This window comes from Exiguobacterium sp. s152 (genome assembly GCF_018618335.1).
Classification (GTDB): Bacteria; Bacillota; Bacilli; order Exiguobacteriales; family Exiguobacteriaceae; genus Exiguobacterium; species Exiguobacterium chiriqhucha.
The window spans coordinates 155,267-169,638 of the sequence record NZ_JACSLX010000004.1 but is presented as its reverse complement, the minus strand read 5'-3'; the positions used below and the strand labels follow the sequence as shown (position 1 = coordinate 169,638).

The following is a 14,372-nucleotide window of genomic DNA, read 5'->3' as shown; positions in this document are numbered from 1 at the left end:
ATCGAGGAGTCATTGTCCCGCTTGAGCGACGACGGTCTTCCCAGGAAGCGATGGGCCGCCTGCATGGAACGAGTAGGGCTGTTCCAAAGCTCCTCCATTCGTGATGACCATTGGGGTGACCGTGTCTTTTCCGGCTTGTCGGATTTGTTCCAAGTCGGCCGTCAACAGTGGCTGTCCGGTCGTGACCGTGTCACCGACTTTGACGTGGACATCGAACGGGCTTCCCGCAAGCTCGACCGTATCTAGTCCGACATGAATCAAAATTTCAGCTCCGTCTCCCGAACGGAGCCCGATGGCATGCTTCGTCGGTGCGACTTGGACGATGGTCCCATCAGCCGGGGCGACGACGGTTCCGTTCGTCGGCATGATGGCAATCCCGTCGCCCATCATCTTCTCGCTGAAGACAGGGTCGGTCACTTCCTCAAGTGGAATGATGTCTCCTTCCATGGGTGCATAAAGTGTCAGTGTATGTCTCTTCATCCACTTATTCAATAACATCTTCGAATCATCCTTTCGCTTGAAAAATGATTGTGAAAAAACAAAACAGGCATGGAGTATAGACGGGTGGCCTGAGCCTTTCGTCTTACCCCATGCCTGATCGAATCAGTCACATGTGATCATTATTCGTTTCGTCACCCTCAAGATAGCACGCCGATGTATAGATATCAAGACCTAATTTGAAAGCGTTCTCTAGAAATTTTACTTCTTCGAAAATCTGTTGTATAGTTAGGGCGAAACTGAATGAGAAAGGTGTTGCATGTTAATGAGTGAGGTTGTATCTGCCTAACGAACTGAAAAAATGTTGGATGACACGTCTTTTTGTCATGCCTTCATGTTCTGTTACAGATACCGCCCTTCATAAACTGCCAGACACCGGTCTGTCTTTTTGCGTTGGTCGTCATCGGCCGACGCTTTTTGTTTGCGCGGTATCTCCATCCCATTTTTAAGGAGACTCCATCATGAATGAACAAACTTTAGACAAACTACAATATAACGACTTGATTCAACACGTCGAACGCTACTGCATCAGCGGATTCGGACGCAACTTGTTACGAAACCAGCGTCCGACGAGCCATTTGCAAACGGTTAAAAAACGGCTCCAAGAGACATCGGAAGCACGCGCGATTCTCGACGCGACGTCACACGTCCCCTTTATCGGGGTATCCGATATGGAACCACTCATCGGTAAAATCAGCCGGGGTATCCAGCTCGAGGCAAGCGAACTCGAAGCCGTCGCCGAATTTTTCCGGGGTGCCCGGAAACTGAAGCGGTTCATGGCCGAGCAGGCGTTCTTTGCACCGCTCTTGTCCCTTTACGCGGGAGAGATGAGCGAGTGGCGCAGTATCGAGGAAGACATTATCCAGTCGATTCGCGGGGGACGTGTCGTCGACGAGGCGTCCAAAGAATTGAAACGGGTCCGCAAACAAATCGACATTCTCGAAGGACGGATCGAGGAGCGGTTGAGCAAGTTCTTGAAGAGCGCTGCGAACCGGGAAGCGATTCAAGACGGCTTTGTGACTAAGAAACAAGACCGATTCACGATTCCGATCAAAGCGTCGTATAAACATAAAATCGCCGGGACAATCGTCGACACGTCGAGCCGCGGCACGACTGTGTTCATCGAACCGGAAGCGGTGGCGAAGCTGAACGCGGAACTCGTCGTCAAACGGACGGAGGAAGCAGTCGAAATCTATCAAGTGCTCGCCACGCTTACCGGCATAGTGGCGGAGGCGTTGCCGACCATCGAGGCGACGCTCGACGTCATCGCCCAATACGACATGGTGTTCGCGAAAGGGAAGTATAGCCAAGCCATCGATGGCATCGCCCCGCGCGTGAACGGTGTCGGGAACATCCGTTTGAAACAAGTCCGCCATCCGCTTCTCGAACGAGCGGTCCCTCTCGACTTCTCACTCGGGGACACGTACCGCGGTCTGATTATCACCGGACCGAACGCCGGCGGGAAGACGGTCGTCTTGAAGACGATCGGTCTGCTAAGTTTGATGACGATGAGCGGGCTTCATATCCCGGCCCATCCGGACACGGACATCTCGACGTTTGACGACGTGTTCGTCGACATCGGGGACAACCAGGACATGGGTTCGGCGCTCAGCACGTTCTCGGCCCATATGCATAACGTGGCGAGCATCATGCAGGAGGCTGGGAAACGATCATTACTATTATTCGATGAGATCGGAAGCGGGACCGAGCCGAACGAGGGTGCGGCACTCGCCATCGCGATTTTAGAAGAGGCATACAAGCGCGGCTGTCTCGTCGTCGCCTCGACCCATTACGGCGAAATCAAAGCGTACTCAGAGACGCATCCGGACTTCATGAACGCGGCCATGCAGTTCGACCCGGACACGCTCGAACCGAAGTATCGGCTGTTGATTGGGCAGTCCGGCGACAGCAACGCCTTGTTCATTGCCCGGAAAATGAAATTGCCCGAATCGATTTTGAAGCAGGCGGCCCGCTATATGCACGACAAGACGTATGACCAGTCGCTCCTTGATGCGACGCGCCTGACACAAGAAGTCGTCCGCCCTGTCGTCGAACCTGACCAAATGCTAGCGAAAGGTGACCGGGTCCGCCTGCTTGAGACGAATCAAGTTGGTCTTGTCTATGCGATGGATGAATCGTTGCGCCAAGTCACCGTGTATGTCGACGGTGTTTTCAGTGAGCACCCGCTCCGTCGAGTTCGACGCGAGGCGAAAGCGCTCGACTTGTATCCAGCCGGCTATGACCTCGAAACGTTATTCGTCGATTACCGGGACCGGAAAGAAGCGCATGACTTTGCCCGTGGCTCGAAAAAAGCGCTCCGTCGCGTCGAGAAAGAGATTCGGGCGCGGCAACGTGCCGAACGAGGCGAATGAGTGTATCCGGCAGGACACTCGGGTAAGGAACAAGGACCGGGAGTCATCACAGCAGTTCGGCTTACGGGTAACGTGTCGGAGGTGACTGGATGTTTTGGTTAAGTTTATTGTTCGCCATCGGATTTGTCTTGATCCACTACTTTTCAGGACAGTTGATTCACGTGCGCGAGACGCCGCGGAGCCGGTTTCTGTCACTCGCCGGCGGAGTCGCTGTCGCGTATGTGTTTCTTCATCTCTTGCCTGAACTGAACGAATATCAACAAGAACTCGAAGGACATCTCGAGAGTGGACTGTTCGCCTCAATCGAAAACCATATCCTCGTCGTCAGCATGCTCGGTCTGGCAGTGTTTTATGGCTTGGAACGGTTAGCCACGCAAATGAAACGGCGTGGCAACGGCAGCGTTTTTTGGATTCACATGGCGTTGTTCATCGTCTACAACTTCAGCATCGGCTATGTGCTCGCGGAGAGCGAGTTCGATACGGCATGGGCAATGACACTCTACTTTGTCGCATTAGGGATTCATTTCATCACGGTCGACCAGGGTCTGAGGCATCACCATCAGGAGTCGTACGACAGGCGAGGCCGATTGTGGTTGTCGTTGGCCGTGCTTGCCGGGTGGAGCGTCGGCGCATTTTCAGCGCTCCATGAAGTGACGCTGTCGATGATTGTCGCGTTCTTGGCCGGGGGGATTATTTTGAACGTCATGAAAGAAGAGCTGCCAGAAGAACGAGACAGCAGCTTTCGTGCGTTTGCTGTCGGGCTCATCGGATACGCTTTACTGTTATTGGCCATATGAAAAGGCAACCGCGAGGTTGCCTTTTTGCTTACAGTGAATTGGTGCTCTGATTGTCTACGTTATCATCGGACGCAGGTGTGTCCTCATCTTGGTTAGGTCCACCGAATTGACCACCGTGATGTGGGCCATGCCCACCCCCACCCCCGTGACGTCCACCACCAAAGCCACGCATGTCGCCTAAGTCGTCGTAACTCGTGACGTCAGCAAAACGTTCTTCGTGGTCGGCAAGAATCGTGTCGGCCTCATCTTGCGTCAAGTCACCGGATTCGATGGCTGCCTCAAGTTTCGCTTCATGAGAGGTGATGATCGCCTCGATGAACTGTTCGATGGTGATCCCTTTTTCTTCCGCGAGTTCAGGAAGCGATTGTCCTTCTTCTCGCGCTGCGTCCACCTCGTCTTCGGTCAAACCGAGCGCCTCGAGCAAAGCGGCCTGCTCGGCGGCCCGGTCACCGAACATACCCCGCTCGCCGCGTTCTCCGCGTTCGCATTGTGTCGTCGTTTCCGTTCCGTCGGTCGTTGTCGTATCGTTCGTGGCGGCATAGACGCCGGTTCCTGAGACGGCAAGTAGGCCGGCCAGGGCGATGGCTAATTTAGATGTTTTCATATTAATCTCCTCCTTTACTACTTCAAGTGTAGGGCGGGGACGTTCAAAAGTTGTGAGGGAGTTGCAAGGTTTCTGCAAATTGTCTTTGGGAAATGATGGGTTCGTTTCACGATGCGATATAATGAGAGTGGAGGCGATAAAGATGAACGTACTCGTAGTCGAAGATGAACCGAAATTAGCGGACGGGCTCGCCCGCTTTTTAACGTACGCGGGGTTTTATGTCAGTGTGGCCGGCACGCTCGCCGAAGCGAAACGACAGCTTGAGCAACCGTTCGATGCAGTCTTGCTCGACGTTCGTTTGCCGGACGGAGAAGGATGGACGCTCATTCCAAAACTGAAGGCACTTAAGCCACGGCCGGCCATCATCTTGGCGACGGCACGAGGAGAGGCAGATGACCGTGTGTTCGGTCTCGAGCTCGGGGCCGACGATTATTTGGTCAAACCGATTGTGTTAAAAGAACTCGAAATTCGTCTGAAGCGTCTCGTGAAACAGACGGACGAGATTTCGTTCGGCGACATGACGGTGGACGCACGTTCTCGCATAGTGATTGACGCCGGGCAAGTGATTCGAATGACCAATAAAGAATATGAGTTGTTACTCTACTTCTTGAAGCATAGCGGAGAAGCGCTCGATCGGAACCGCCTACTCGACGAGGTGTGGGATTATACGTTCGCCGGGGATACGCGGACGGTCGATACGCACGTCAAGCAGTTGCGCGACAAATCACCGACGATGAAACGGCAATTGAAGACGGTGCACCGCGTCGGTTATCGATTGGAGGAAGTCTGATGAGCCGTTTGATGAAGAAACTGCTATGGACGGCAATCCTTCCGCTCGTCGTAATGGCGTTGCTCACGTTCGGCCTGACGTCGCTATTGATTGGACGTTTCGCTGAGACGGAGAGCTATGACCAATTAGCGCGTGAAGCGGATATCGTCTACGAGGCACTCGTGGATGGGCGCGGCATACCCGGACAGCTCGATGTCCTCGTGTTTCAAGACGGGGAGGCGGTCAATCCTGAACGGGGAGGTAGGATGCGTCGACAGATGACGCCGATGCTCGACCCGGACGGATTGTCCGAACGAGACGAGGTCAGCGTGAACGGGATGCGGCTATTGACGTTCCTTCGGGAAGAAGGAGATGTTCAAATCGTGACGTATGCACCTGTCCCGCTGTCGAACCCTCAGTTTCGCCAAATTTATGTCATTCTTGGCAGCGGTTTTTTGCTCGCACTCCTCGTCGCCGTCGGTGTCACATATTGGATGGGTCGGCGTTTGACGTCCCCGCTCATCGAGCTGAAGCAAGCGACCGCGTCCATCATGTCGGGTCGTCATGATCTCACGTTGCCACCGGTCACTGACGATGAAATCGGCGATTTGACGGAAGCGGTCCGTCAAATGAACACGTCGCTCGAAGAGAAAGAGCGACTGCAAAACACGTTCATCTCGGGAATCACGCACGACGTCCGCACCCCGCTCGCCATCGTCCGAAACGAGGCAGAAATGCTTGAACTCGGTGTCGTTAAACAAGAAGACGTGGCCGAGACGGGACGCAGCATGACCGAAGAGGTCGATCGCATCGACCGGCTCGTCACCCAGATGCTCGAATACTCGAAGCTATCGGCAGGCAAGCTGGCGCTCACGATTGAGACTGTTCACATGAATGAATTGATTGAAGCGACGGTCACGCGGATGGAGGAATGGTTCCGTCACAAGCAAGTGACGGTCACACTTGAACTCGTCGAGGATGCGGTCGTTCAGGCGGACCGGTTGGCGATGGAGCGCATCTTGTCAAACTTTCTTCAGAACGCGTATCATGCGAGTCCGATTGGCGGAATGATTACAATCAGGCTCACCGAGCGACGGCTTGAAATCGAGGATCAGGGTCCGGGCATCACAGCATCGATGCTTGTCAACATCTGGGACATGTATGTGAAAGGCGACCGCTCGAACGGGCACGGGCTCGGTCTGGCTATCAATAAGCTGTTACTCGAGGCACAAGGGCTGTCGTACGGGATTGAGTCGAGAGAGGGGGCGCTATTTTGGATCGAATGGGATTAAACTTATTTTTGCGGGGCGTGCGCTTGGAACGGGACCGGATTGAGACACCGGGCTATCCGTTCTCGCTACCGATTTTTGAGGGGTTTGATGAACTGACGCTGACGAAGCCGGTCACGTTCTTGGTCGGCGAGAATGGGAGTGGAAAATCGACGTTGGTCGAAGGGATGGCCATCGCCGCCGGATTCAATCCGGAAGGTGGGGCGACGACGTTCCGTTTTGAGACCGAGGCAACGCATAGCCCGTTGTTCGAGGCGCTCCGTCCGATTCGGGGTGCCTATCGACCGAAGGACGGATTTTTCCTCCGGGCCGAGACGGCATATCAATTGTCGAGTTATGTGGATGAGATTGCACGAACGTCGCCCGACCCGGAACGGTTCTATGCGTCTTACGGCGGTCGATCGCTCCATGAGCAATCGCACGGGGAGGCGTTCTTGTCGCTCATGCTCCATCGTTTCCGGGATGGCGGGCTCTATATATTGGACGAGCCTGAGGCCGCCTTGTCCCCGATGCGGCAGTTGACGATGCTCGCGCGGATGCATGAACTCGTCCAATCGGGCAGTCAATTCATCATCGCGACCCATTCACCAATCCTCATGTCGTATCCTGACGCCGACATACTCCAAGTCGAGACGGGACTCCGGCCGACGACATTCGACGAACTCGAGCACGTCCGTGTCATGCGTGACTTTCTAGCGGCACCAGAACGGATGCAACGCATCCTGTTCGAGTGAAAACGGTCATGGTGTAAGCGTTTTATTTTTATGTTGACGTCAAGATTTCAAGGGAGTATGCTAGTAGCGAGAAGAAGAAAATCCATTTTGGGATTGTTACTGGTCAAGCAGGCAAAACCTAAATTGATGCCGATCATCCAAATTTGGGCGGACCGGTGTGAATTTAGGTTTTTTTCTTTTCACTCGAACTTGAGCGGAGGTGAATTGATTCCATGCAGATTTCAAAAGTGTTCAACAATAACGTCGTGGCCATTCAAGCGAACGGTCAAGAACAAGTCGTCATGGGACGGGGGATTGCGTTTCAAAAACGTCCGGGTGATGCGATTGATCAAGCGCGGATTGAAAAAGTCTTTACGCTCGAGAGTAAAGAGAGCCACGAACGGTTCGTTCATTTTTTGAATGAGATGCCAGCGGCGGAGATGGATACGGTCAAAGAGATCGTCAAGTTGGCGGAGACGCGGCTTGAGAAGTCGGTCCATGATTCGCTATATGTGACCCTCGCCGACCACATCCATTTCGCCCTCAGTCGGTATCGGGATGGAATCATCATTCGGAACCCGCTCGTTTGGGAAGTGAAACGATTTTACGGACCCGAGTTCACCATCGGGAAAGAAGCGGTCGCCCTCATCAATGAACGGCACGACGTCAAATTAGACGAAGACGAGGCGGTCGCCATCGCGCTCCATCTCGTCAACGCAACGATGTCGGGTGCCAAAGGTGAGAATTTGCATCTCGTCACTGAGATGACACGCGCCACACAAGCAATCCTCACCATCATCACGTACCACTTTCAAATTGATTTGGATGAAGAATCATACGCCTATTCACGATTCTTGACCCACTTGAAGTATTTCGTCCAACGGCTTGCCTCAGGTGAGAAGATTAAGCAGGGGGGCGACGAGACGCTGTTCGAGATGGTGAAGCTGCGCTATCCGGACGCTTACGAATGTGTCGAGAAAATCGCCGGTCTAATCGCCACGAAGTACAATTACGAGGTTTCGACCGATGAGCGGTTGTATATGATGATTCATATCGAAAACTTAATGAAAGAACGACGATCCTAAGGATGGTTACTGATGATGCAGGCCAAACCTAAATGACGACACCTCCCGTGTGCGTTCATTTAGGTTTTTCTTTTTATACAAATTGAAGGAGTGAACAGTATGAGCCAAACAAAAACGCTCGCCGCGGACATCATTCGTCACGTCGGCGGGAAAGACAACGTCAAAAGCGTGTTCCATTGTGCGACACGGTTACGTTTTAAATTGAAAGATGAACAGAAAGCTAACCCCGAAGCGTTAAAAAATCATGACGGCGTCATCACGGTCGTCCAAAGTGGTGGCCAGTTCCAAGTCGTCATCGGCAACAACGTCCCATACGTCTACAAGGACGTGGTCGAGGCCGGTGGATTCCAGACGTCATCAAATGACGATACGGAAAAAACGGGCGTCTTTAACCGTTTGATTGATGTGATTGCGGGGATTTTCACCCCGATCCTCGGACCTATGGCCGGTAGTGGTCTATTGAAAGGGTTGCTCGCCATTCTCGTCGCCCTTGGCTTACTGACACAAGACATGGGCACATACATCGTCTTGAACGCAGCGGCCGACGCGCTCTTCTACTTCTTACCGGTCATCCTCGGCCATTCGGCAGCGAAGAAGTTTGGCGGCAATCCGTATATTGGGATGATTATCGGGGGTGCGCTCGTCTATCCGGCCATCGTCGCGATACAAGGTGCGGGCGAGTCACTCTCATTCCTCACGGTGCCAGTCGTCTTGATGAGCTACGCGTCCTCGGTCATTCCGATTATCTTGGCGGCGTACGTGTCATCGAAAGTAGAGACGTTCTTCAACAAACACACGCATGAGGCGGTCCGTAACTTCACGACCCCGATGATGGCACTCTTGATTGTCGTCCCGCTCACGTTCCTCGCCATCGGTCCGGTCGCGACATACGCGAGTCAAGGTCTCGCCGGCGGCTACTCGTTCTTATATGAACTCAGTCCAGTCGTCGCCATCGCTTTCATCGGTGCATTTTGGCAAGTGCTCGTCATGTTCGGTCTCCATTGGGGGCTCGTGCCGATTATCATCAACAACTTGGCAGTCGTCGGCATGGACACGATTGTCGTCGGGGTCCTCATGGCCACATTCGGTCAAGTCGGGGCAACGCTCGCCATCACATTGAAGGCGCGTGACCCGAAGACGAAGGGACTCGGTACCTCGTCGACGATCGCTGGTGTGTTCGGTATCACCGAGCCGGCGATTTACGGATTGACGCTCCCGCGTAAAAAACCGTTCGTCTTTGGGATGGTTGGCGGCGCGGCCGGCGGTGTCGTCGGCGGTATGCTCGGGACGGCCGCTTATGCGATGGGTGGTCTCGGCGTGTTCAGTATCCCGGTCATGATTCCGGCAACGGGCCTTGATATGACATTCTATGGTGCGTTGATTGGGATGGCAGTTGCGACGCTCGTCTCGTTCGGACTCACGTTCGCATTCCATAAAGAAGTAGCATCGGAAGAAACGTCGCCGCGTGTCGAATCAGCACCTGTCTTGACTGATCACGTCGGTACACCGGTCTCCTCACCGGTCAAAGGGGAAGTCGTCGCACTTGAGACCGTTCGCGATGAAGTGTTCTCGAGTGGCGCGATGGGGAAAGGAATTGCCATCATGCCGACAGAAGGCGTCGTCTATGCGCCGTTCGACGGGGAAGTCGTCACGGTCTATCAATCGAAGCACGCAATCGGACTCCGGTCGCATAGCGGTGTCGAAGTATTGATTCACGTCGGGCTCGACACGGTCCAGCTCGGGGGACAACATTTCGAATCGTTCGTCACAGACGGACAACAAGTGACCGAAGGCGACGTGTTGGTGAAATTTGATTTAGAAGCCATCGCTCAAGCCGGTTACGACACGATAACTCCAGTAATTGTCACCAATACAGGGAACTACTTAGATGTCTTGCCGACACATAGCGGCATCGTCGAACCAAACCACGGCGTCTTGCGCGTCTTAGCCTAAAAGGAGGAAATGGATATGAAACAAGTAGCGAAAAACTTTTTATGGGGTGGCGCCACAGCGGCGAACCAATTTGAAGGCGGATATCAAGAAGGCGGCAAAGGACTGTCGATCGCGGATGTGATGCCGGGCGGCAAGGACCGGATGAAAATCATCCATGACCCGACGTTCGATTTCGAGCTACATGACGAGTATACGTACCCGAACCACGAAGGCATTGACTTCTATCATCACTACAAGGAAGACATCGCTCTCTTCAAAGAGATGGGCTTCAAGACGTTCCGCATGTCAATCGCTTGGTCGCGCATCTTCCCGAACGGTGACGAACTCGAGCCGAACGAGGAAGGTCTTCAATTCTATGACCGCGTCATCGACGAGCTCGTCGCGCAGGGGATTGAGCCGCTCGTCACAATCTCGCACTATGAGTTGCCGCTCCACTTGGCGACAGCATACGGTGGTTGGCGTGACCGCCGCCTCGTGACATTTTTCGAGCGGTACAGCCGTGTCTTGTTCGAACGTTACCAAGGCAAGGTCAAGTATTGGCTCACGTTCAATGAAATCAACGGGGCCCAATTCATGCCGATGCTCAGTCTCGGGATGGCGATCCGTGAAGGGGATGACCAGTTGCAATTGACGTATCAAGGGTTGCACCATCAACTCGTGGCAAGTGCGCTCGCGACAAAAGCGGCACGCGAAATCGACCCATCGATGCAAATCGGCTGCATGCTCATCGCGGCGCCGGTCTATCCGTACAGCTCGAACCCGGAAGACATTTGGTACGCGCATGACGCCGAGCGCATGATGAACTTCTTCTGCGGCGACGTTCACGTTCGCGGTGAATATCCGTCGTTCGCGAAACGATTCTTCCGTGAGAATGGGATTGAACTCGTGATGGAAGACGGCGATCTCGAGACGCTGAAAGCACACACGGTCGACTTCTTCTCACTCAGCTACTATATGTCGCGTACCGAGAAAGCGGAGAAGACAGAAGACGAAGCAGCAGGGAACATTATGAGCGGTGTGAAAAACCCTTACTTGAAAGCAAGCGACTGGGGTTGGGAAATCGATCCGATGGGACTTCGCGTCATTTTGAACAAACTGTATGAGCGTTATGAATTGCCGCTCTTCATCGTCGAGAACGGTCTCGGGGCTTATGATAAGGTCGAAGCGGACGGTTCGGTCCATGACGATTATCGGATTGAGTATTTGCGTGACCATTTGAAAGCGATGGTGGAGGCGATTGAAGACGGTGTCGACGTCATCGGTTATACGAGCTGGGGCTGTATCGACCTTGTCAGCGCATCGACCGGGGAGTACAGCAAACGTTACGGTTTCATCTACGTCGATAAGCACGACGACGGGTCAGGGACGCTCGAACGTTCACGGAAAGACTCGTTCTTCTGGTATCAAAACGTCATCCAGACGAACGGGGCAAGCTTGTTCGAGGACGAGACGGTGAAATAATAAAAGAGCGGCCGCAGCCGCTCTTTTATTATGCTTTCGTGATTTTTCGCAAAACGATGATGGCGAGACTGACGCCGCCTGCAATCAACATATATGTGAGAATCTCTGTCCAGGCTGCCATCAGACGTCATCTTCGGCGAAGACGGCCAAGTCTCCTTGAGGCATGGCGACGAGTAAAAAGTGCTCGCCTCCGAGCGGGCGGGCGTCTCCGGCCTGCCAACTCTCATACTGCTCATGATAACCGTTCACGAACAAGACCGATCCGGATTCAAATGTGAGTTCAAGGTTGGGGTTGTCTTCTGTTAAACGGACGGAGCGGACGCGTTCACGTCGCAGTCCGACGAGGTGATGGAGTTGTTCATCTTCATTGAACGACGGACCCGATGAATGGACATACCAGGGTCCTTCGATTGAGAGCCAAGACTCGTTGCCATCTCGTTTAAAGTAAAGTAGGTGATGGTTTGGGCCGGAACCGAAGTCGATTCCGACGAAGGAAGACGCGTTGAATAGATGTTGTAAAATCCGTGTAGCTTCTAGATGTTCGGTACGGGTCACGCTTCCACCTCGCTTAAATAGGTTAGTTAATTCCATCATTCCACGTTACTCCACTAAAGTAAACGAAAGGATTATGTGAAATCACTCATAAGAGGGGGATGAAGACGTTCGACATCTTATGGAAAATACTTCAAGGAAGTTAAAAGTTTGGTCAGTGATTGGGCGAATTCGGTCCCGCCTTCGAAGATTCGATTTATAATCAAAAGTATAGATGAATCGATGAAACGAGGGGTAACCATGGTTTATGGCTTATTGATTGGCGGTACCGTCCTAATCACCATCGTCCTCAACGTCCTCCGGTTGATGACGACCCCCGCCCTGAATCGCTGGCTGCTCGCCGGGACGAGCAGTCTCGTCGTGATTTGGCACGGGGTGTTGTTCGACTTTTATGATTTACATTGGTCCGTACTGTTGTTGATTGTGACGGGACTCGTCTGTTTTCACTGGAAGGGCATGGTGACGGCCATTCTGGTCGGTTGGATTTTGGTGTACAGCCAATCGGGAACGTTGTCGTTCCCGTTGTTACTCAGTTATATCTTTTTCGGACTAGGTGCGGCGTTGCTCTTCGGCTATGTCAAACAGTTGAAGCGTGAGCGATCGGGACGGTTACGGATGTTGACGGCAAGTTCTCGTCAATTGAACGTGTTTCGGGAAGTCAGTTTTACAATGCAAGACACGCTCGATCCGGATCGGTTGCTGCAAACAATTTTGACATCGGTGACGGCGGGGCACGGGCTCGGGTTTAACCGTTCAATCATCTTCTTTGCGGATTTGGAAAAAGATAGCATTTACGGAGTGATGGGGACAGGACCGATGAATCCAGAAGACGGCTTTCAAATTTGGGAAGAAATTACGCGCCAACATTATGACCTCCAAGGACTGATTGATGAGAAGGAGACGGACTCGACGCACGATGAACAGTTGAACGAACGGATTCGGAAGATGACGATTCCGTTTCATGGCAACCACCTGTTCAAACAGACACTCGATTCAGGACGACCGCTCCATGTCTACGCGAGCATCACCGATGACCCGGTGCTGCGGATGCTACATACCGATTTACAAATGGATGAGTGTACGATTTTCCCGCTTCACCATCAAGGCATTCCTTACGGACTCCTTGTCATCGATAACGTCGTCAATAAAAAGCCGATTACCCCTCAAAAAATTGATAGCGTCCGTCCGATTGCGGAGCAAGCCTCGCTCGCGCTCCATCAAACGATGTTGTACCAGCGCATCGAGACATTAGCACTTCGTGACGGCTTGACGCGTCTTAAAAACCATCGCTCATTCGAACAAGATTTGGACGTCTTGTTCCGGGAGTGCGAAACGGACGAGCTGTCACTAATTGTCATGGATATCGATCATTTCAAGCACTTCAACGACACGAATGGTCACTTGGCTGGAAATGAGTTACTCACGCGACTCGCGAGCGTCATTCGACGGAGCGTGCCGGATGAACAGATGGCGTATCGGTTCGGTGGCGAAGAGTTTGTCGTGCTATTGCCGCAGTATGACGAGGTCGAGGCAGCACAGGTGGCGGAGACAATCCGCAGCGCCGTGCTCGGAACGAACTTTATGAACGGAGAACGACAACCGGGTGGACAGTTGACGCTAAGCTTCGGCGTCGCTTCAAAGCACACCCTTCATGAACAGTCCCTTGAACAGTTGATTGAGTGTGCCGATCAAGCCCTCTATATAGCCAAATCAAAAGGGAAAAACCAAGTTTGTCGTTGGGAAGGGGTGCCGCTTTGACCGAATTCAGTGTCATGATTATGACCGTCGCCTTTATCGGTTCAATCTTATTGACGAGTCAGCCGTGTTATCGTTTCGTGACAGGTAAGTTAGCGAGACGACATGCTGCGGCGCTCGGCGTCTCATTGAAAGACGTCTCGTTCTCGTTCGATCAAATGGTATATTTCATCGCGTTGCCGACGACGATTCCAGAAGTCCGAGATGCGGGGAAATCAGAACTGGTCGTCGAACCGTATTATGAATCTTATTTCTTTCCAGAAGTGAACGGCGTGCAAGTCTCGGTGAAGTCAGGGTCAGTCGTGATTGCTATCGCCTATTTGCCGATTGACGACTTCAGCCTTCCCGTGTTGGATCGACACTTGGAGGCCGGCAAGATTAATGAACGCGTTAACCGGACGATTCGGGAGCATATGATTGTCCATGATCGTACGCTCGCAGCGATTCGAGACGAGGTGTATCATCAACTCCATGAAGATCGCCTCGCAAAATAAAAGGGTTTCCATCACAGATTCGTGATGGAA

The 14,372-nt window shown here is 52.9% G+C and carries 13 protein-coding genes; 10 read left to right on the top strand and 3 right to left on the bottom strand.

Features of this window, described 5'->3' with window-relative positions; translation table 11 throughout:
- Window positions 1–9: 9 nt before the first annotated feature.
- A complete protein-coding gene (locus KNP72_RS09310) occupies window positions 10–498 on the bottom strand; it encodes a PTS sugar transporter subunit IIA (protein WP_251130266.1) in 489 nt (162 codons plus the stop codon).
- Window positions 499–959: 461 nt separating this feature from the next.
- Here KNP72_RS09310 and KNP72_RS09305 point away from each other — a divergent pair, with 461 nt between their 5' ends.
- The gene (locus KNP72_RS09305; RefSeq protein ID WP_214833009.1) at window positions 960–2,870 is read left to right on the top strand and encodes an endonuclease MutS2; all 1,911 of its coding nucleotides are present in this window, start codon (window positions 960–962) and stop codon (window positions 2,868–2,870) included.
- An 89-nt stretch (window positions 2,871–2,959) separates the two neighbouring features.
- Window positions 2,960–3,667, top strand: a complete 708-nt coding sequence (locus KNP72_RS09300) for a hypothetical protein (RefSeq protein ID WP_214833007.1) — start codon at window positions 2,960–2,962, stop codon at window positions 3,665–3,667.
- A gap of 28 nt (window positions 3,668–3,695) precedes the next feature.
- On the opposite strand, the gene KNP72_RS09295 is transcribed toward KNP72_RS09300, so the two are convergent.
- Window positions 3,696–4,271 carry a hypothetical protein gene (locus KNP72_RS09295; protein WP_214833005.1) on the bottom strand — a complete coding sequence of 192 codons (576 nt, stop codon included), beginning with the start codon at window positions 4,269–4,271 and terminating at the stop codon, window positions 3,696–3,698.
- Between the two features lie 142 nt (window positions 4,272–4,413).
- Between KNP72_RS09295 and KNP72_RS09290 the strand changes: the two genes are divergently transcribed.
- From KNP72_RS09290 to KNP72_RS09265, 6 genes are all read left to right on the top strand, one after another.
- A complete protein-coding gene (locus KNP72_RS09290; protein WP_214833003.1) occupies window positions 4,414–5,061 on the top strand; it encodes a response regulator transcription factor in 648 nt (215 codons plus the stop codon).
- The gene (locus KNP72_RS09285; RefSeq protein ID WP_214833001.1) at window positions 5,061–6,332 is read left to right on the top strand and encodes a HAMP domain-containing sensor histidine kinase; all 1,272 of its coding nucleotides are present in this window, start codon (window positions 5,061–5,063) and stop codon (window positions 6,330–6,332) included. Before KNP72_RS09290 ends, KNP72_RS09285 begins: the two co-directional genes overlap by 1 nt.
- Entirely contained in the window at window positions 6,323–7,063 is a 741-nt protein-coding gene (locus tag KNP72_RS09280) for an AAA family ATPase (RefSeq protein WP_214833119.1), read from the top strand. The genes KNP72_RS09285 and KNP72_RS09280 overlap by 10 nt, the downstream gene beginning before the upstream one ends.
- A gap of 212 nt (window positions 7,064–7,275) precedes the next feature.
- The gene (gene licT / locus KNP72_RS09275; protein WP_021067990.1) at window positions 7,276–8,127 is read left to right on the top strand and encodes a BglG family transcription antiterminator LicT; all 852 of its coding nucleotides are present in this window, start codon (window positions 7,276–7,278) and stop codon (window positions 8,125–8,127) included.
- Between the two features lie 99 nt (window positions 8,128–8,226).
- Window positions 8,227–10,080 carry a beta-glucoside-specific PTS transporter subunit IIABC gene (locus tag KNP72_RS09270; protein ID WP_214801682.1) on the top strand — a complete coding sequence of 618 codons (1,854 nt, stop codon included), beginning with the start codon at window positions 8,227–8,229 and terminating at the stop codon, window positions 10,078–10,080.
- Window positions 10,081–10,089: 9 nt separating this feature from the next.
- A complete protein-coding gene (locus tag KNP72_RS09265) occupies window positions 10,090–11,541 on the top strand; it encodes a glycoside hydrolase family 1 protein (RefSeq protein WP_418508259.1) in 1,452 nt (483 codons plus the stop codon).
- Window positions 11,542–11,661: 120 nt separating this feature from the next.
- On the opposite strand, the gene KNP72_RS09260 is transcribed toward KNP72_RS09265, so the two are convergent.
- The gene (locus KNP72_RS09260; protein WP_125318031.1) at window positions 11,662–12,135 is read right to left on the bottom strand and encodes a DUF6188 family protein; all 474 of its coding nucleotides are present in this window, start codon (window positions 12,133–12,135) and stop codon (window positions 11,662–11,664) included.
- Window positions 12,136–12,333: 198 nt separating this feature from the next.
- Between KNP72_RS09260 and KNP72_RS09255 the strand changes: the two genes are divergently transcribed.
- Window positions 12,334–13,851 carry a sensor domain-containing diguanylate cyclase gene (locus KNP72_RS09255; protein WP_214832997.1) on the top strand — a complete coding sequence of 506 codons (1,518 nt, stop codon included), beginning with the start codon at window positions 12,334–12,336 and terminating at the stop codon, window positions 13,849–13,851.
- The gene (locus KNP72_RS09250) at window positions 13,848–14,342 is read left to right on the top strand and encodes a hypothetical protein (RefSeq protein WP_214801676.1); all 495 of its coding nucleotides are present in this window, start codon (window positions 13,848–13,850) and stop codon (window positions 14,340–14,342) included. The genes KNP72_RS09255 and KNP72_RS09250 overlap by 4 nt, the downstream gene beginning before the upstream one ends.
- The last annotated feature ends 30 nt before the right edge of the window (window positions 14,343–14,372 follow it).

Excerpts from the sequence above, each read along its gene's own strand:
- KNP72_RS09310 (WP_251130266.1), bottom strand. The coding sequence starts at position 498 with ATGTTATTGAATAAGTGGATGAAGAGACATACACTGACACTTTATGCA.
- KNP72_RS09305 (WP_214833009.1), top strand. The coding sequence starts at position 960 with ATGAATGAACAAACTTTAGACAAACTACAATATAACGACTTGATTCAA.
- KNP72_RS09300 (WP_214833007.1), top strand. The coding sequence starts at position 2,960 with ATGTTTTGGTTAAGTTTATTGTTCGCCATCGGATTTGTCTTGATCCAC.
- KNP72_RS09295 (WP_214833005.1), bottom strand. The coding sequence starts at position 4,271 with ATGAAAACATCTAAATTAGCCATCGCCCTGGCCGGCCTACTTGCCGTC.
- KNP72_RS09290 (WP_214833003.1), top strand. The coding sequence starts at position 4,414 with ATGAACGTACTCGTAGTCGAAGATGAACCGAAATTAGCGGACGGGCTC.
- KNP72_RS09285 (WP_214833001.1), top strand. The coding sequence starts at position 5,061 with ATGAGCCGTTTGATGAAGAAACTGCTATGGACGGCAATCCTTCCGCTC.
- KNP72_RS09280 (WP_214833119.1), top strand. The coding sequence starts at position 6,323 with ATGGGATTAAACTTATTTTTGCGGGGCGTGCGCTTGGAACGGGACCGG.
- licT (WP_021067990.1), top strand. The coding sequence starts at position 7,276 with ATGCAGATTTCAAAAGTGTTCAACAATAACGTCGTGGCCATTCAAGCG.
- KNP72_RS09270 (WP_214801682.1), top strand. The coding sequence starts at position 8,227 with ATGAGCCAAACAAAAACGCTCGCCGCGGACATCATTCGTCACGTCGGC.
- KNP72_RS09265 (WP_418508259.1), top strand. The coding sequence starts at position 10,090 with ATGGATATGAAACAAGTAGCGAAAAACTTTTTATGGGGTGGCGCCACA.
- KNP72_RS09260 (WP_125318031.1), bottom strand. The coding sequence starts at position 12,135 with ATGATGGAATTAACTAACCTATTTAAGCGAGGTGGAAGCGTGACCCGT.
- KNP72_RS09255 (WP_214832997.1), top strand. The coding sequence starts at position 12,334 with ATGGTTTATGGCTTATTGATTGGCGGTACCGTCCTAATCACCATCGTC.